The organism is Armatimonadota bacterium (assembly GCA_035527535.1).
Classification (GTDB): Bacteria; Armatimonadota; Hebobacteria.
The window spans coordinates 1-18,247 of sequence record DATLAK010000160.1 but is presented as its reverse complement, the minus strand read 5'-3'; the positions used below and the strand labels follow the sequence as shown (position 1 = coordinate 18,247).

General features: G+C 65.1%; 15 protein-coding genes. 5 read left to right on the top strand and 10 right to left on the bottom strand.

Going from position 1 to position 18,247, the window contains the following annotated elements; all coding sequences use genetic code 11:
- On the bottom strand, positions 1–231 hold a 231-nt coding region (locus VM221_11255; protein ID HUT75393.1), incomplete at its 3' end, for a transposase.
- A 100-nt stretch (positions 232–331) separates the two neighbouring features.
- Between VM221_11255 and VM221_11250 the strand changes: the two genes are divergently transcribed.
- The 3 genes from VM221_11250 to VM221_11240 all read left to right on the top strand — a co-directional run bounded on the left by VM221_11250 (position 332) and on the right by VM221_11240 (position 6,573).
- Complete coding sequence (locus tag VM221_11250; GenBank protein ID HUT75392.1) at positions 332–994, top strand: DUF302 domain-containing protein; 663 nt, start codon at positions 332–334, stop codon at positions 992–994.
- A gap of 399 nt (positions 995–1,393) precedes the next feature.
- On the top strand, positions 1,394–3,451 hold the full coding sequence (locus tag VM221_11245; protein ID HUT75391.1) for a right-handed parallel beta-helix repeat-containing protein: 2,058 nt from the start codon (positions 1,394–1,396) through the stop codon (positions 3,449–3,451).
- 1,097 nt (positions 3,452–4,548) lie between these two features.
- Positions 4,549–6,573 carry a glycosyl hydrolase gene (locus VM221_11240; protein ID HUT75390.1) on the top strand — a complete coding sequence of 675 codons (2,025 nt, stop codon included), beginning with the start codon at positions 4,549–4,551 and terminating at the stop codon, positions 6,571–6,573.
- Between the two features lie 824 nt (positions 6,574–7,397).
- Here VM221_11240 and VM221_11235 read toward each other — a convergent pair.
- Positions 7,398–8,207 carry an RDD family protein gene (locus tag VM221_11235; protein ID HUT75389.1) on the bottom strand — a complete coding sequence of 270 codons (810 nt, stop codon included), beginning with the start codon at positions 8,205–8,207 and terminating at the stop codon, positions 7,398–7,400.
- Positions 8,208–8,337: 130 nt separating this feature from the next.
- On the opposite strand from VM221_11235, the gene VM221_11230 reads away from it, so the two are divergent.
- Positions 8,338–9,252 carry a stage II sporulation protein M gene (locus tag VM221_11230; GenBank protein ID HUT75388.1) on the top strand — a complete coding sequence of 305 codons (915 nt, stop codon included), beginning with the start codon at positions 8,338–8,340 and terminating at the stop codon, positions 9,250–9,252.
- Here VM221_11230 and VM221_11225 read toward each other — a convergent pair.
- The 6 genes from VM221_11225 to VM221_11200 form a co-directional block, all read right to left on the bottom strand.
- Complete coding sequence (locus VM221_11225) at positions 9,230–10,609, bottom strand: DUF58 domain-containing protein (GenBank protein ID HUT75387.1); 1,380 nt, start codon at positions 10,607–10,609, stop codon at positions 9,230–9,232. The genes VM221_11230 and VM221_11225 overlap by 23 nt on opposite strands.
- A complete protein-coding gene (locus VM221_11220; GenBank protein ID HUT75386.1) occupies positions 10,572–11,519 on the bottom strand; it encodes a MoxR family ATPase in 948 nt (315 codons plus the stop codon). Before VM221_11220 ends, VM221_11225 begins: the two co-directional genes overlap by 38 nt.
- Positions 11,520–11,535: 16 nt before the next feature.
- The gene (locus VM221_11215; GenBank protein ID HUT75385.1) at positions 11,536–12,762 is read right to left on the bottom strand and encodes a DUF4350 domain-containing protein; all 1,227 of its coding nucleotides are present in this window, start codon (positions 12,760–12,762) and stop codon (positions 11,536–11,538) included.
- Positions 12,759–13,745, bottom strand: a complete 987-nt coding sequence (locus tag VM221_11210) for a DUF4129 domain-containing protein (GenBank protein HUT75384.1) — start codon at positions 13,743–13,745, stop codon at positions 12,759–12,761. The genes VM221_11215 and VM221_11210 overlap by 4 nt, the downstream gene beginning before the upstream one ends.
- On the bottom strand, positions 13,742–14,560 hold the full coding sequence (locus VM221_11205; protein HUT75383.1) for a hypothetical protein: 819 nt from the start codon (positions 14,558–14,560) through the stop codon (positions 13,742–13,744). Before VM221_11205 ends, VM221_11210 begins: the two co-directional genes overlap by 4 nt.
- 1,009 nt (positions 14,561–15,569) lie before the next feature.
- Positions 15,570–15,722 carry a hypothetical protein gene (locus VM221_11200; protein ID HUT75382.1) on the bottom strand — a complete coding sequence of 51 codons (153 nt, stop codon included), beginning with the start codon at positions 15,720–15,722 and terminating at the stop codon, positions 15,570–15,572.
- 329 nt (positions 15,723–16,051) lie between these two features.
- Here VM221_11200 and VM221_11195 point away from each other — a divergent pair, with 329 nt between their 5' ends.
- On the top strand, positions 16,052–16,432 hold the full coding sequence (locus VM221_11195) for a hypothetical protein (GenBank protein HUT75381.1): 381 nt from the start codon (positions 16,052–16,054) through the stop codon (positions 16,430–16,432).
- 176 nt (positions 16,433–16,608) lie between these two features.
- On the opposite strand, the gene VM221_11190 is transcribed toward VM221_11195, so the two are convergent.
- Positions 16,609–17,679 carry a uroporphyrinogen decarboxylase family protein gene (locus VM221_11190; protein ID HUT75380.1) on the bottom strand — a complete coding sequence of 357 codons (1,071 nt, stop codon included), beginning with the start codon at positions 17,677–17,679 and terminating at the stop codon, positions 16,609–16,611.
- Positions 17,680–17,777: 98 nt separating this feature from the next.
- Positions 17,778–18,247, bottom strand: a 470-nt coding sequence (locus VM221_11185; GenBank protein ID HUT75379.1) for a uroporphyrinogen decarboxylase family protein, incomplete at its 5' end; no start/stop codon positions are given.

Below are 18,247 nucleotides of genomic sequence, written 5' to 3'. Positions count from 1 at the left end.
TTGATCCGCCACCATGCGCTTCAGCCGTGCGTTCTCCGCCTCCAGCCCCTTCAGCCGCTTCGCCTGATCTAGCTTCAGCCCGCCATACTCGGCACGCCACCGATAGAACGTCTGTTCTGTCACCCCGATCTTCTTGCACGCCTGCCCGACCGTACCTCCCTTGCCAATCTCCACCTCCGCCTCCCGCAGCTTGTGAATGATCTGCTCCGGCGTGTAGCGCTTCTGACTCATCTCCCTGCTCCTCCTTGACGGTCCAGCCCCCAAATACTAACATTTCACCTGGACTCGTTCTAGGGGGCAAGGTCACTTAGTTCACCCCCGGATTTGTCCCATGATTGCTGAACCTCAACACCCAGACGATGTCTGGTTCAGCGGCAAGGAGGCCGTCCTGGTGGGGCGAAAAGCGCTTCAGGTGCGGACCCGCCGGCTGGCCAGGCGGGAGCGCTATCGGGAGATGACGGGGATAGCGGAGAATGCGGGAGCGGGCACACCCGAAGCGCACCTTAATTCACTCCTCCCCCGATTTCCGCCGCAATCGCTGACGCTCAACAATGCTATGGCAAACAGGAGAAGGGAAGCTATGCAACTGGAACGCTCGTCCTACGGGATGCGCGTCAGAACCAGCTTATCATACGAACCGGCACTGACCGCAATCCGGGAGGCCCTCAAACAACAAGGTTTCGGTGTGCTGACCGAGATCGATGTGAGGAAGACTCTGAAGGAGAAGCTCGGGTTTGACTTTCGGCCCTACGTGATTCTGGGCGCCTGCAACCCTCCTTTCGCTCACAAGGCACTGGAGGCGGAACTTGAGATCGGCCTTCTTCTGCCCTGCAATGTCATTGTCTACGAAGATGCCGGAGGTTGTGTCATCGCCGCGATGGACCCAGTCAAAGCCGTTTCCGCCGTTGCCGAGAACCCAGCCCTGGCAGAGATCGCCATGCAAGTGAGGAGCAAACTGGAAGCTGCGCTTCAGTGGATGATCGCGTCTGCTTGATTAGACTACTGGGTTCCCGTGCTTTCCGGAGACCCATGGGCGCTGTCCTCGCCGCATCAAAGGGTGTTGGGCGATGGGATTGGTGGTTGCTGGTGTGACTGGGGGCCGGCCTAGCAGTGATCGATTGAAGTAGCGACCGGTCGGCTGTGGCAGCGCGACTCGCATGGACCCGCCGATGCGCTCATGAGCACCCACTTGCGACGCCTCGGCAAAGAGCCGCCGTGCCAAGCCGGACGACAGCTCCAACCTTATCCGGCAGGGAAACCGGTGATCGCCGGGAATACCGTGATGTCCGTTCCTGATGGTACTGTAGGGGGATGCCGGGCGGACAGATCGCCGGATACTACGGGCTCGCCCTCACCAATGACCGCTGAGCGAAAGGAGATCACGAGGTTGGGCATGGTTTTTCTTTGCCTTGCTGCGCTGGTCGGGCTTGCCATGCCGGCGGCAACGAAGACCATCTTCTACGTCGCTCCAACGGGCAATGACGCGAATCAGGGTACTAGGAGCAAGCCCTTTGCCACTCTACAGCGGGCGCGCGCGGCTGTGCGGATGATTGGGACTGCTACGCGCCGCGCAGTGGTCGTGCGCGGTGGCGCCTATGAACAGACCGCGACCTTCAGCCTGGGTCCCGAAGACTCCGGTACGAAGGCGAATCCTGTGGTGTGGCGTTCTGCTCCAGGCGAGGCAGTGCGCCTGGTCGGCGGGCGGTCGGTGCCCTCCACGGCTTTTCTGCCTGTCGACGACTCCGCGCTGCTCTCCCGCCTCGATCCCGCCGCTCGTGGTCATGTGGTGTGCGCGGATCTGAAGAGTGTTGGGGTCTCATCACTGACGCCATTTCCGGTGGCCTACCGCGGCGCTCCGCCGGGCCCGGAGTTGTTCTTCAATGGCCAGCGCATGGCCCTGGCGCGGTGGCCTAACCAAGGCTGGGCCACCATCGCGCGCATCCTCGAGGCGGGATCGTCCCCGCGCGAAGGTGATATGTCCGGCCACCCGGGCGCGTTCGAGTATTCCGGGGACCGCCCCGCGCGGTGGGGCAGCGCCGACGGCGTGTGGCTGCAGGGGTACTGGTGTTATGACTGGTGCGATGAGGTCATCAAGATTGGGGCCATTGACCTTGCGAGCCGGCGAATCACACTCGCGGTGCCGCACGTCTACAGCATTCAGCAGGGGAACCCGTCGCCCCGCCGTTACCGCGCATTGAACCTGTTGGAGGAACTGGAGAGCCCCGGCGAGTTCTACATCGACCGGGAAAGAGGCAACCTCTACTTCTGGCCGCCGTCGGACATAGACACCGCGCGCGTCACCCTCGCCACACTGGAAACCCCCGTCGTGGCGCTGCACGATGCCTCCCATATCACCATGCGGGGCTTCGTCATCGAGACCGGTCTGAGCGATGGCATCGAGGTGAAAGGCGGCACCGCGTGCTCCATCGAGGCGTGTGAAGTCCACAACATGCGGCAGCTCGGGATTCGGGTCTCACGCGGGACGAAGCATCGCGTGGAGGCGTGCGACATCCACGATACTGGCGCCGGCGGCCTGGTGCTGGAAGGCGGCGACCGTCAGACACTGACGCCAGCCGGCCACGAGGCGCTGAACAACCACATCTGGAGGTTCTCTGCCCTCCAACTAACCGCGGCTTACGGTATCACGCTGGGGGGCGTGGGTAACCGGGCCGGGCACAACCTGATTCACGACGCTCCTCACCAAGCGATCATGCTGCACGGCAACGACCATATCTTCGAGTATAACGAAGTACACGGTGTCTGCACCGAGAGCGACGACTGCGGAGCCCTCTATAAGGGCCGCAACCCGTCGTGTCGAGGCAACCAGATTCGCTTCAACTACTGGCATGACATCGGAAGTCAGATGGGGCATGGCAGCGCCGCAGTCTATTTCGACGATGGCGACGGCGGCGACACTGTCTTCGGGAACGTGCTCTTCCGCTGCGGCGATCCTGGGAGAGGCCCGTTTGGGACGGTATTCTCCCACGGTGGGCACGACATTCGGGCCGAGAACAACATCTTCATCCAGTGCAAGCGGGCCCTCGGCTCAGCGCCGTGGGACGACGCGCGCTGGCGAGATGCGCTCAGGGGCGGTCAGGACTGCTCCTTCCCTGACAAGCTGCTCAAGGAGGTGGACATCACGAAGCCGCCCTATACCGCGCGCTACCCGGAGCTGGTGGGGTTCATGGACCCGCCGCCGGGCGTGCCGCGGGTGAACCATGCGAAGCGCAACGTGTTGGTGAGGTGCGGCGAAGCCACCAGCGGCAACTGGCAATTCGATGCCTCTGAGAACTTCATGACGAATGACGACCCCGGCTTCATCGACGCGGCGAAGGGCGACTTCCGGCTGCGGCGCGATGCCGAGGTGTTCAAGCGTCTGCGGGGGTTTGTGCCCATTCCCTTCGAGAAGATCGGCTTGCAGCGGAACCGGTTGCGTCCCGCGCGGCGCTAGCCAGACTGGCGAGTGCATGTCGTGGCCCATAGCGGAGCCCGCACTTCCGTATTCGCGTCGCTCTGCACTGCCCGGATAGGTGGCCCCGTCGCCCCCCTGCTCAGCTCAACCTCCGCTTCCCGCAGCTTACTGATGTTCTGGACCCCAAATCCTGGTCCACCCTGTGCTTGTCAGGCAGCTTTGGGACACGGGTAGACGCCCGAATCGCGCGGCGCGGACCAGCGGCGGGGGATACGAACTGGGTAAAGCAACACATGGGTCGAACGGCCTTGGGGATTGGGAACGAGTTTGTTTCCCGAGGAGCGTTGACGAGGGCGGGGGCCACTGCTGACTCGGCTGGGTGGCGCTAGCTGAACTCAGGAAATGAGGGACCGCAGGAGCCGCACAAGGCGGCGCCAGGGTAAGTGACCACAGGTCTTGTCGGCTCTGCCACATGAGCGGGGCGGTACCAAGACCAGTTTCGAGGATCGGGGAAGGTGACCGCTAGGCGCAGCACAGCCGTGCCCGAGGAGGCAGTTTCCGCCCGCAGGGAAGCCATTGTGGCGCGGCGAAGAGCGCTGCAGACTCGGGCGTTGGTGGCCAGGCGCGAGAACCGTCGAAAGCTCGCGCGGACGGGACAAGATGCGGGAGCAGGGACATCCGAGGTGTACCTTGATTCAACCCCGGATCTCTCCCATGATGGCTGAACCTCAACCGGAAGGCGCGATCGGGATTCCTGGACCCTTGCCTCGAAAACCCGGTCCTGTAGGGACAAAGCTATGACCCTCTATCTCCTCGGTCCGCTTCTGGTTCTGGCTGCCGCGCCGGCGACAGGCGCGACGAGTCCGAGCGATCATCCAAGATGGAACCCAAGGATTCCATCTATAGGATCGAAGAATGTCCTCCCAAATAGCTCCTTCGAGCTCGGTTCCGACGGCTGGTCGTCTCTGGGGGCCAAGACTGGCTGGGGCGGCGATCTCTGTGGGCTATACGGGGAGGTTGTGGAGGGAGAGGCGTGGGAGGGGAATCACAGTCTACGCATCGAGCTCGGACCCGGCAAGACTCGCACGACGTACTATGACGTCTGGCCGGCCGCTCGGAAGGTGCAAAGCGCACCCTTGGCGGCAAACCTGGGTTGGGTAGATGCAATTCCTGGGGAGGACTACACGCTCTCGGTCTATATGAAGGCCGATCGGCCCGGGGTGAAAGCGAAGCTGATGTTTCGCTACGGCCCCGACCCCGTCGGTGGACGCACGCCGACGGCGGAATCAAAGGCGGTCACCCTTTCCAAGCAGTGGGCAAGATACGCGTTTACTGCCCCCGCTGCCGAGCGGGATATGTGCATCGCGGCAGGCCCGGACCTGTCCGGTACGCCAGACGCATCGGCCACGGTCTGGATAGACGCGGTTCAACTGGAGCAGGCGTCTTCGGAGACGCCTTATGCCCGTCGAGAGCAGGTTGAAGTCGGGTTTGACGCTGGCAAATTCGGCAATGTCTTTACGATGGGTGAGACGGCGCTGCTGCACGTGTATGGCGCAAACGCAACGGCCTCGCCGGTCAAGATCACGCTGCAGCGAAGCATCCAGGACTACTTCGACAGCACGATCGCCTTTGACAAACTCGACATCAGAGTCCCCGCCGGTGAGACCGCATTGCACGATTGGCCGCTCACCACCAAAGAGCCAGGGTTCTACCGAGTGAACCTATCCTGGGATTTGGGCGGAGTGCGGCATTCGCGGTCGCTTCGGTTTGCCATTATCCCAGCGCACTCCTCTCGCGACTCCCTGTTCGGCATCAACCATGCTCCTACGACACCAGAGCTCTGCCAACTGCTCGTTAAGGCCGGGATCACCTGGGCCCGGGACTGGTCGTTGGTTTGGGGTAACCTCGAGCCGGTGGAAGGCCAGCTCTCGTTTGCTGAGTCGGACCAGCATATCGCGCGGGTGCAGGAGCAGGGGATGCATGTGCTGGGGCTCTTCCCGCTGCCGTCCACGAACTGGGGATCGTTGGCGCCGGCCGAGGTCCAGGCGAACCGCTGGAGCAGGATGTCGTATATGCCGGCAGACAAGTCGCTTCTGATGGGGTTCATGGAACAGGCGATCAGCCGCTATAGGAGTGGCGTAAGGATCTGGGAGTTCCTTAACGAACCCCTTTGGACCGAGTTCTGCCTGCCGGCGGCAGAGTACGCTCCCGACGACTACATCGCTCTCCTCAAGCAGGCTTATCCGGTGATGAAGGCGGCGGACCCGACCTGCAAGGTGATTGGCGGGTTCAGCGCTGAGCCGTGGCGCTATTCCTCGGCTTTTGTGTCCTCTGGCGGATTGAGCTACATTGACATCTACAACCTCCATAACTATGGAGTGTTTACAGCCCCCGAAGAGTTCATTGGGCACATGCAATCGCTCTTATCGCTCATGGACCGCAGTGGCGGGCGCAAGCCCATCTGGATGACCGAGTACTCGTACTACGCTGCGGACGACAAGCCGTGGTCGCCATGGGTGGCTCCGCCGGGGCACTGGTCAGCCAACCTCCAACTCAAGAACGAACGCCAGTGCGCCGATTGGACGGTGCGTTACAGTGTCATCATGCTGGCCCATGGTGTCGAGAAGCTCTTCTACCACCAGGGGGCCGAGGGCGAAGTCAACAACGGTTCATGGAACCTCGAGTGCGCTTTGATTGGCGAGGAAGGAATGCCGCGCAAGCTCTATGCCGCACAAGCGGCGCTGGCCAACTTGCTAGGCGCGAAGCCGGTGTACACGAGCCCGATGGAGAGGCCAAGCACCGTTGACAGTGGCAGTCCGAGCGGCATCTATGGTTACTCGTTCCAGTGTGGAAAGCGTGCAATCATGGCTGTCTGGGTTTCGGAGGCAGAGGCGGCAAGCTGTGACTGGCGCCTGGCGCTGCCGACGGGAGTCGTTGCGTACAACATCGTCGGCAACCGATTGTCCGAACGCAGAATAGGGCTCGATCAGTCACCGGTGTATCTGGCCAGCACCTCCTTGAACGCCAGGCAGTTGGCTGGTGCGTGCACACTGGAGAAAGCGCCGAGCAGCTCTTCCGCGGCCGCGGTCGCAGGCCAGAAGAGACCGGAGCTGCCCGGAGGACCGACCCGAGGACCAGGTCGGAGTGTCGATGCTAAGTAGGCATGGGACGCCGGTTGGGCGACGCAGGCCGCGCCTTGCTCGCACCCGATGATGCCCCGACGGCGGGGGGATGATTCCCGAACTGGGGCAGGCGCGGGGGTACTGACGCCCGGCGGGAAGACGAAGGACTGAGGAGGCGCGGAGGAACGCGGGGAGGCCGGTTTCCGCCGGGCCGCGGTGCGATACCGGACTCCAGCCGGGAGACGATAGGCGATGATCTTGGCATCGCCAAAGACGCGCGCTCGAAGGGGATCGGCACTGCTGGCGTTGCGCTCTCATTCGGACGGCGGAGACGTTTCGATTGCAGGTCGTCTTCCTCCACCAACCTATCGCGCTCGAAACCTCTCTCTGCGAGAATCGGGGGTGCGGGCTCGCAGGCTCTCATGGCCGTTTCACGCGCACGATTCGCCTGATTCTGGCGTTTCGAGGCCGCCGCAAACTGTGGACTTGGTTGCCGCCGTTTGCCCCCATTCTGGCCCGAAAACGGCGTCTGGCCTCTCTGATTCTTTGAAGACTATGGACTTGCCCCAATCAGTCCACAGTTAGAGAAGACGGCGAATTTGAACTCAAGTCCGCCTAAGGCTGCCGAATGCTTCGATTCCCGCCCGGGGTAGGATTCTCGTGTCTTCGAACCCGAGTCTCCACCTCTCTGCGCGGCGCGGCCAATCCGATGCGCGTGGCACGCTCGGTCTAGACCGCGCAGCCGACGGTCGGGAACGTTACGGTGCACCCACGCTTGCTGAAGCTCTGAAGTGCAAGTGCCCGGCAGGAGGGAGGCCGACCAGCGCTCCGGCGCCGCAGATCCGCATCTGACACTGAGGTCGTCAATTCCCGCGGCGGTTGCGGTAGGCCTGCGCCAGCTCGACAAGTAAGGATTCGTAAGCATAGCCCTCATCGGCAGGCGGTGTCATGCCAATAACGGGCATTAGGGACAACGCGATCTTGCGCGCCAGCGCAGCCCGCACGTCCGCCGGCAGGGTCGCGCGACGAGCGAGAAAACGGTCCAGCACCGAAAATTGCCCGCGGCTGATGGCGCGCAGGTTGAGGAACGTGGGATCAGTCAGTAGCTGCTGCGGCGCGGCGGCCGGCACAGGCGCCGGGGCTCGCGCTGCTGTCGCTGGCGTCGGGGCCCCATCCATGACCACGATGGTTCCCGCAGCGTAGTCCCCCAGGCGCTTGGAATCCTTGCTGAGGAAGATGGCCAAAGTGCCGACGCCGTAAAATGCGGGCAGAAAATCCACGTAGCGCACGATGTTCCGCACGAAGGCGGCGCGGAAGTCTACGGGATAACCGCCGTCGCGCATGACGCGGATACCGGCAAGGCGCTTGCCAGGCGTCTGCCCATTCCACAGGGTCTCCCATAGAATGTAATAGCCCCACATGACCCCGAAGACGGCGACGATCGTTATCGCCATCAGCCACGCGGGAACGCGCATGGCGTCCACCGGGGACAGTCGCCATCGGGCGATTCCGATGCCGAGCAGGGCCAGCAGCCCCACGGCCAAGCCGGCAACCAGCAACTGGAGAAAGGTGTCGGCCACGAGGGCGCCGAAACGGGTGCCGATGCCGGCCAGGCTGTAAACGATCTCCACCTGTTCCGGCGTGACGATGGTCTTCGTCTCGTTGAGCTCCATGGCTTACTCAAGTCAATGGTCCCGGATTAGCGAGCCCTTGTCAAGCCAGCCCGTTGGCGCTCAGCCCCCGGGGCGGGATGCAGCGGCGCAGCGCGACCGTCTCGCTAAGTTGGTTGCTCGCGCCTCGCGGGTGAACGGCCTGCGCGGCCTGAGCGAGGACGAACTGCTCGAGTTTGGACGCCTCTACCGGCGCGCGGTCTCCGCGTTGTCCCACGCGCGCGCCTATGGTCTCGACCCGCGCGAACTCGAACACCTCAACTGGCTGGTGGGGCGCGCCTACGGGCTGCTCTACGTTACCGAATCCTCGGGCTGGGCAGGAGTTCGCCGCTTCTTCCGGGCCGAACTGCCGCAGACGCTGCGCCGCCACGGGCGGCTCATCATGATCTGCGCTTGTCTGTTCCTCGCGCCAGCGGTTGTCGGCGCCCTGCTGGCCTGGCTGCGGCCCGGCACGTTGGAGCTCATCAGCCCGGGCTTGGCCGCCGCGCTCGATGCAATCGCCGAACGCCACCAGGGCGCACGAGATTGGCTGCCGGCGGATTTCCGGCCTATTGCCTCCTCGCTGATAATGATCAACAACATCAAAGTCTCGTTCCTGGCATTCTCGACCGGCATTCTGCTGGGTCTGGGTACCATCGCGGTCCTGCTCTACAACGGGTTTGTGCTGGGGGTCATCGGCGCCGGCGTCACCCGCACCGACGCGGCGCTGCAGTTCTGGTGTTTCGTCGCGCCCCATGGGGTGATCGAGCTACCCTCCATCGTCATCGCCGCCGCGGCGGGACTCATGTTGGGACTGGCGGTAGTCGAGCCGGGAGATTATACTCGCCTTGATGCTCTGCGGTTAGCCGGGCGCCAGGCGGGAGTGATGATCCTGGGCGTCGTCGTGTTCCTGGTCGTGGCAGGGCTGGTCGAGGGTCTGTTTTCTCCAGCAGCGCTACCGCCGGCAATGAAGCTGGCTGCCGCCGCGCTGCTGGCGACCGGGTTCTGGAGCTACATCCTGCTGGCCGGACGCGGCCGGCAAACGGCTAGAGGCGAGCGCGCTGCTTGATCTCGAGGTAGCGGTTGAGGACTTCGACCGACAGGTTCGCTGGCGTCGCGTCGAGCGCGATCGCGCCGCGTTGGCGCAGCGCGTCCAGGGCGCGCCGCCGATCCGTCAGCAAGGCGGTGGCGACGGCGCGCTCGTACAGCTCGCGCGGCTGGCCGGGCGACCGTGCCGCAAGCTCGTGAAGCTCGTAGTCGCTCAGCGCGGCGCACAGCACCAAGTGGCGCTCGGTCAACAGCGTTATGTGGCGGATCAGCCGCGCCGATGAATCAGGGTCGAGCAAGTCAGTGAAGAGCACCACCAGCGAACGCTTGCGAATCCGGTGGGCGGCCGCCAGCAGCGACTCGTAGTAGTCAGCCTCGATCCCCTGCGGCTGAAGCCCATAGAGCGTGTCCAGCAGCCGCGGGAACTGGTGCCTGCCGGGCGGCACGAACACCGTTGGTCCCTGCGCGAACGCGTACACCCCCACCCAATCCCCTGCCTTGTCCGCCACATAGGCCAGCAGCGTGGCCGCATTCACCGCATGATCGGTCTTGGTCATCGCGCCGAGGTCGCTGGCCATCGTGCGGCCGAGATCAAGGCAGAGGACAATGTGCTGGCTGCGCTCGACATCGAACTGGCGGGTAATGGGCTCGGCACGGCGCGCGGTCGCCTTCCAGTCCACGCGCCGCAGTTCGTCACCAGGGACATAGGCGCGCAGGGACTCGAACTCGAGACCGGTGCCTCGCAGTCGCGACAGGTGCACCCCGAGGTCAGCCAGTCGCTCCTTGCGCGCCGCTACCTCGTGTGCCCTGATGCCCGCCAGGCTCGGATAGACTTTCACACGTTGAGTGAGATCGAAGCGCAACTGGCGCATCAGCAGCCCAAAGCCGCCGGTCACCCGCATATTGAGAGCACCGAACCCGTAATCGCCGCGGCGCGGCGGCGTGACTCGGTAGGTCGCTCGGCATTCGCTGCGCGCGCCGAGTTCACAGGACATGCGCGGGCGGTCATTAGGCATATCGAGCGGCGGCTCGTCTCGCACCAGGCAACGAAAGCGATAGGCCGAGCGGTTGCGCAGCACGATTGTCACGCGATTCGCCCCGCCCAGCGACATGACGTTATGCGTCTCCCGCCGGGCCGTCAATGCCTCAGCTCCACGCAGCGCAGAGACGTCGCCCCACACCGCCGCAACTAGACCCGCCCACCAAAGCGGAACCAGCCAGAGCAGCGACGACCACGCCGCAGCCAGCGCCAACCACACCGCGCCGCCCGCCACCACCACGCCGAGACGCGCGCTGGGCAGCCAGTGCAACGCAGCTGGCGGTTGCTCGCTCGCCGCGTCGCTAGCGTGGGACGGGAACGGCTGAGATGACTCCGTCAATGAGACCCTCCGCGGTCAGGCCCTCGATCTCGGCTTCCGGTCTGAGGATGATCCGATGCCGCAGCACCGGATGCGCCATATCTTGCACATCATCGGGGATGACGAAAGTGCGGCCTTGCACGGCCGCGCGTACCTGGGCGCAGCGCATCAATGCCACCGCCGCGCGCGGGCTCGCCCCTAAGATGGTGCGGGGGGACTCGCGCGTCCGCCGCGCGAGATCGGCAACGTACGTGATCATCTCATCGCGCACGGTCTGGCCCGCCAGTTCGCGCCGGGCATCCTCCAGCTGGTCCGGGCCGATTACCGGCTCGACGCCAGCCGCAACGAGGTCCTGGGGGTCCGCGCCCCGCACATAGAGCTTGAGGATCTCGTTCTCCTGCCCAGCCTCGGGGTAACCCACGCGTACCTTCATCAGGAAGCGGTCGAGTTGGGCCTCCGGCAGGGGATAAGTACCCTCGTACTCGATCGGGTTCTGCGTTGCAACCACGAAGAATGGTTCGCTCAGCGCATAGTCGACCCCGTCCATCGTAACGCAGCGCTCCTGCATCGCCTGCAACAGCGCCGACTGGGTCTTGGGCGGGGTGCGGTTGATCTCGTCCACCAATAGCACGTTGGTGAAGACCGGCCCCTTGACCAGCCGGAAGGTGCGCGACTGCAGGTCGAAGACATTGGTGCCGGTGACGTCGGAGGGCATGAGGTCGGGGGTGCACTGAACGCGGCGGAACTCCGCCCCCACGCAGTGCGCAACCGCCCGGCTCAGCAGCGTCTTCGCCACCCCGGGCACGCCCTCCAGCAGCACGTGCCCGCCCGCCAGCATGGCGGTCACCACCTGCTCCACAACTTGCTGCTGCCCCAGCACGACCTTGCCCACCTCAGCCTGCGTCTGCGCCATCAGGTCCTTGATAGTCATCTCCACGTTCCCTCGATTAGACTTTCCGCACCGATCGAACCGCATCGTCCAACTCTCGCACCAATGCCACCGCCTGGGCCTCACTGAGCGTGCCCCGCCCGTCCAGCGCCGTTTGGCACCGCCGCAAGGCAGACTCAAGTCTGGGGGCGGCATCGGGGTTGATGCGGGAAACCGCGCGGACGAGTTCGGCGTACTGGGCGCTCGGCGCCAGCCCGGTCTCCAGGCGCAGCCCTTGCACCGCGTGCTCAAGGGCGGTGCGCACTGCAAGCCGCGTCGCATGCCCCGCGCGCAGCAGCGCCGTCATGGTGCCCAAGAACTCGCTGCGTTCGCGCCGCCTCGCATCGAGCGGCGTCGGCGCGCCGAAGCGCCGGCCGCGCGCGTACAGGACTAGCAGGATGCCCACCAGCAGGTTCGCAAGCGCGAGCTTGAGCGGCAGTGGGATCAATCCCCAGGCCACGTTCTGGCCGTATCCCTGGTGGTATTCGTCGAAGTAGACTGCGCCCCCGGGCCGCGCGCCCAGGGCGTTGATCGCGAAGATCAGGTCGTCCGCTCGCCGGATACCCTCGTTCGACAGGCTCCAGGGGCTGCTCAGGAAGATGACCCGGCCCTCCCCGAGGTGCGCGTACGCGACCACCGTCCCCTCGGCGTCCGCGAACACGGGAATGGCGGCTTGCAGCGCGTCCTCCGTCGCCCCCGGGCGCGGCGCAAACCAGCGCCGATCCGCGTCCGCTTGCCCGGCAGCGGCGGAGCGCGGCCGGGCCGGCACGGCGATGCGCCGGTATGCGCACACCGCCAGGCGCTTGACCCCCTGTGCCAGGTAGGTAGGCTGCGCGGGGCGGGCGTACGTCACCGGCGGCTCTTCCAGGAGGTCGGCCTGGGGGAAGGCCGCCGTCGTCCGCTGCGCGAAGTCCTCGCCCGCCAGCACCAGGGTATGGCCCTTGGCCACCCAGCGCTTGAGCGCCGCCATCTCGCGCTCGGTCACCGGCACCAGCGGCTCCGCCACCACCAGGCTGGCGCCGCGGGGCAGCGTGGAGTCGCCGAAGGGGACGTGCAGGCGCCGCGCGTCATATCCCAGCTCGCGCAGGGTGAGGAAGAAAGCCAGCATGCCGTCCGGCGCCGTGCTGTACGTGGTGCGGCGCGCCGCTGCCGATTGCGGGGGAGCCCCCCTCACCACGAAGTGCCCGAGGAGCAGGATCGCGATCACCAGCCCCGCCAGCCACCATGCCTCGCGCGGCACTTTCATGCGGTCGTCCCCGCCTCCAGCAGGTTCCAATGGCTGCGCGCCACCGCGTACTCGTCGGCGCCGGCCGACCCCAGCCCATACCAGGCGACGGCGAACACCAGGCCCAACGCGGCCACGGCTTGAGCCAGCTCGTGCCGTCCGCCCTCGCGCAGGGCGGTCACGAAGCGTCCGTCGGTGCGCGAGTCCACGTAGCGGACCAGGCCGGCCTCGTCCAGCCGCACGAGCGCCGCCATGTGCAGCGCGCGAATCGCGCTGCGATAGTCCCGGACGCCGGCCGCAGCCTCGGCATCGGCGAGCCAGGCTGCGGAGGGATGGACTGGCGCTTGCACGGGGGCCTTCGCGCGCACCGGCCTAGGCCGATCCGGCATCATCAGCAGCACCAGGCGTACAACCAGGAACAGAGCCGCGCCCGCGGCCGCCGCCAGCAGCACGATCACCGCCACTCGCCAGACCTGCCGCGGCAGCGCCGGCGCAAAACGAGTCAGGGCGTCGAAGACGCGACCCAGGAGACGGCCCACCTTCTCGATTACCCGCTCCAGCACGCGCCCAATGCGCGCCCATAGCACCTGGATCCGGCCGGGCCGAAACTCGCGGCGGCGCAGGATCTGCGCGAGCACGTCTCGGGCCCGTGCCGGCGCCGGCTGGGCGCGCGCTGTCACCACGTGGTCGAGGCTGCGCAAAGCGGCGGCGGCGGCGGGAATGCCCTCGCGGCTGCCAACCTGCCGGCGCAGCGCTTGGATCAGGCGCCGGTTGTCCACCACCATCACTGCGCCGTCCGGGCTTTGAACCCGGGCCTGTACGGGCAAGCTGGCTAGCGCCCGCTTGGCCGCCGCCCCGTCGCGCTTGCCGGAGGCAGCCGCCTGATCGAAGCCTGCCGCCGCATCAGCCACGGCCCGTGCGTATTCGCCGGAGGTCAATGGTCGGGCCGCAGCGGCGCAAGCGCTCAGCGCAATGACGGCCACCGCGGCCGCCAAGCGTATCACGCACCCTCCCGGGGTGGGGCCGGGGGCGGTGGTGGCGGGGTGGAGAGCCCCGCCGATGTGGCCGTCGCGGGCGGCGGCGCTGGTAGGGGCTTGCCCAGTTCGCGCGCCAGCACCTCCAGGTCGAACCCTTCTTTGCGCATACGGGAATCGTAGTAGAGAAGGATGCCCGCAACCAGGCCCACCGGGGTAGCGAGGCTGTTCGCCAGGCCCGATATCAGGCCGTGCACCAGCCACAAGCTCGATTGCGATTCTTTCGCGAACTGCTGGAGTAACAGAGCTGGCGACTGGATCAGCAGCGATAGAATCCCGGTAATCAGCCCCAGCACTAAGTACTCGGCCCACACACCCTGCCCCACCAAGTACTTGCTGCGCCAGATCGCACTGAAGTAGCGCTTGTCCTCAATTACGAATACCGGTGTCACGAATGCAATCCAGAACGCGAAGACTATCATCCCGACCCCCAGCAGCAGTACGCCGCTCATCACGAAGACCGCCGCGGCGAGAGCAGTGAGCGCAAAGGGAACGAGACGGCGGACGATGTAGCCGTACGCGGAGCCGAAGCTAGCCGGGTCGCCCATGTAGCGATCGGAGACCGCCTTGGTCAATGCGCCGCTGACGACGAAACCGGCAGCGCCGAGGAGCAGGGCCCCCACAGCGGCACCATACTGGCTGGGGAGCGCTGCGACCACGCTGAGCGGTAGGTAAGCGATGGCGGCGATGCAGAAGAACAGCCAGAAGTTGGCGCGATACAGCCGGAAGGTCTCGTCAATGATCTCAAGCAGCCCTCTCGGCCTCAGACTGGGCATGTGCGTCACGGCAGCACCTCCTCCGCGTCGACAGTCGGACTTCAGCGCCGGGGCCCATCTTCTGTGGACTGGCCGCAAACCCCTGCTAGTCGAGCCGCCGGACGCGGGGTTCTGGGTGACCGCGCGGCGGTGTCGCAACTCCCGATCGGAGTGGCGGTTCAGCGCGGGAAGCCGCATCCGGGTCAGGGTCGTGGGCCTGCGCGGTCGTGGCAAGCATACGCAGGAAACGCTCGTAGCAGCCGGCGGGAACTGCTCTTCGGGCGTGGGTTCGATCCGACGCGCTCCACCTCGGCAGTCTGGCCCGCGATGTCCACGGCTTCTAGCCACCGGGCGCTACGAGGATGCCGAGACCATCTGCGTTTCTCCTCGCTCGGCTACGGAGTTGCGCTCGGCGCGACGGCGCCCCGAAAGGCTCATCACCCGTACCGGATCTGCGAAAGTTACGTGTGTCAAAATCCCGCCGGGGATTCGAACCCGCGATGCGTCTCTGAGAGACCCGGCGCTCTGGATAATACTCGCCCAGACGCGGCTTCGACCCACTCGCTAGGCACCATCCTGCCGCATGGCCTCCCGCAGCCCCCGCTAAAGAGCGCTTGAGATCTGCGCGCTGGCAGTGGCGCGGGGGGAGGATTGCCACGAGGAGCGATCACGAGTATGACGTTTGTGACGTTTCGGGTAGGGTGCGGACAACTTGCGCGCGCACACAGTCATGCTGACCGAGTGCAGCACGCTCTTCTTCCGCGCACCCCGGCCATGTAGACCAACCTCAAGGCTGTGGCCGTGGCGAGAAGTTTGTTAAAGGCCTCACATCGGGCCCCGGCTACCACGCCATTCATAACCGGCTCCGGCAGCCGGTAGGTGATTTCTACCTCCAAGCTGTCCGGGGCAAGTGTCATTTCTTGGACGCGGCTGCGCACGACTCGCTTGCGCTCGGCCACGGCTCGAGTGCGGGCGGGGCAGGGGTCAGCATCCGGCGCCGACGGCCCAAACAGAGCTTCAACCAGGTCCTGTGTAGCACTCACTTGCCTGCCTCCTTCGGCACCTGGACCTTGGCCATCGCCTTCTCCAGCAACTCCAGCATGATGTCGTGCTGGCTGCGCCGTTCCTTGTACGGCAGCCAGCGCAGCTTTTCGTGCAGCTCCTCCGACACCCGCAAGCTCAGTCTCACCATCGCCGCCACCTCCCGTGCTTTCCTGACGTGCACATTATAGCAGGTTAGCATCTTAAGGTCAAGACAACAGACGCCGCGCCGCCTCCATATACATCGCTCGAATCGCCCCACAGGGCAAGCGCATCTCCGGCCTTGTCCGCGCCCGGGCGCGAGCCGTAGGGGCTTGACCGCAATCGCTTGTGGTGGTAACTGTAAGGGGTCGGACCCGATAGGCAACAGAAGGGGGCGACCATGCGCAGGCCGATGGGAGACAAAGAGGCGCGACAGAAGCTAATCAGCGTTCTGAGCGTTTGCGGATACCAGCGGACGAACGAGGGCATTCTACCGACATGACTCGCGGCGACCGGCGCTATCGTATCGCGGTGAAGACGGTAAGGAGGCAGGTGATGCGGCCGGGGATGGGATGGGTCAACGAGCCCAAGTCGCTGCGGGGCGTGGCTGAGTTGTGCTGCAAACTTGAACAGGAGAGCGCTGCCGCCGGGCAGGCGGGGAGAACGGAGGCGAGGGTGAAAGCGGATGCGGCTATTGGCGGCTGGGTGGACAGCGCGCTGAGCGAATTGCACAACGCCATCGTGGAGGCGCGGCTGCGGGTCAAGGAGACTGGCCGCCCGGAAGACGCGGCGACAGTGGAGGGGCTGGAGGCGGCCAAGCAGGCCCTGGTTGCGGCGCGAGCTTCCATTCGCCGGGCGGGAGAGGGCGAAGAAGATTGAACCGCTTCGAGGCAGTTCTCCTTGAGATTCATGCTGGCCCCTGCTTGGTTTCGTCCCAACAATGCTGTGCGCCTGGGTCACTCGTCCGTAGACGGTAGCCCACAAGCTGGTCCTTCTCCGCGCAGATCAGCGGCGTTCAGTTGAGTATGTGCTTTTCGAGCGGCCGCGGGGACATGCTACTCGAATGCCGCCAGGCCCCAAAACTCCCGGTAGGCGTTCACCATCGCCAGGTAGTTGGTGAGTGAGACGCTCTCCGTAATCGCGTTACTGGCGCAGAAAACATGGCCGCCGTCGCCCAGCCCGGCCGAGAGACATTCCCTGGTAGCCTGCCGGATTGCGTCTGGGGTCCCGAAGCTCAGAGTACTGCCGCAATCCATGTTGCCGTAGAACGTGATGCGGCTGCCGTAAGCCGCCTTCAGCCGACGCATATCCATCCCGGCGCTCTCATCAATCTCGAGATACCCGTCAACCTCGCAGCCGATCAGGAAGTCCTCGATGACTGGCCAAAGGTCGCCGTCGCTGGCGTTTACCGCCCAGCCACCGGCGGCATGGATGCGGCGTGAGAGCGTGCGCACCTCTGGCACGATGAAGCTGCGGTACGCGTGCGGCGAGATCAGCGGGCGCGTTCCGGAGAAGTCCCCTCCCACGCCGATTTGCGCGATTCCCAACCGGAGATACTGCTCGATCAGCGCCAACGCGGAACGGGTGGCGAACCCGAAGTGCTGGTGCGCAATCTCCGGCGCGAGGAGCAGCGCCTGCATGAGGTCAACATCGGTCCATACTCCGTGAGCATACGCCGGGGCGAGGATCGGCAGGTCGAGGTCCTGCCGGCCCATTTCCTCTTGCAGGCATTGGTAGACAAGAAAGGAATCCTGGTTCGGCGGCGCCCAGTACTCTTTCGCGAGGCAGGTGCGCCTGCGCATACGTTCCACCGGGTCATCTGTTTCCTGCGCGACAACGGGGGGCGCGGTCGGATGACAGGGAGGCGGTGCCGGTACGACGTAGAGCAAGTCGTGGCCGAGGCGCACGGCCAGCTCCACACGATCGGCCGCGTAGCGCCGCACCGCGTGCTCCCACCCCAGCTCTGCCACCAGCGATGGCCAGCCCGGATCCGCGCACACGTAATCACAGCAGGGCCGCCCGAGAATTTGCTTCCCGACCGGCGGCAGCAGTACATACTCGAATACCGGCGTTCGGTCCGGCTCGACGTGGCGCAAAGCGGCGGTAACGCGTTCGCGGGAAGTCATGGAGAGCACCCCAGGAAAGCGGCCACACCCACCGTCTCGCCATCATCCGTCAGGTGCAAGGCACTATCCGCGTCGCCCAACCGGTGTCCCACGCCGACCTACATGTACATGCCGTAGCGCTTGGTGGCTTCGTAGAGTGCCTGGATGTGCTCGAGGGGGGTGCAGGGCGCAAGGTTGTTGGCCGCGATCATGATGAAGCGGCCTCCATTCATGACACCCGACTCGCAGATCCGCTTCACCTCCCTCGCTATCTCCGGCTCGCCACCGTCCTTCAGCAGCATAACGGTCGGCCCGCCCTGAATCAGGACCTCGGTACCGAGCTCCTCCCGCAGCTTCCCATGGTCGACGGGGAACCCGGTGTCAAATGATGTAACGTTGAACATGTCCTTGAGGAACTTGAAATGCCTGGTGGCATCGCCGCAAAGGTGGATGCGCACGCCGGTGCCGTCGCTGAACTCGTCGAGTATGCGCTTGTGATAGGGATAGACGAACTCCTTGTAGTGGGCCAGCGAGATCAGCGCCAGGGCATCATCGGCGAAGGGGAAGTTGGGCTCGCGGTACACCCCCC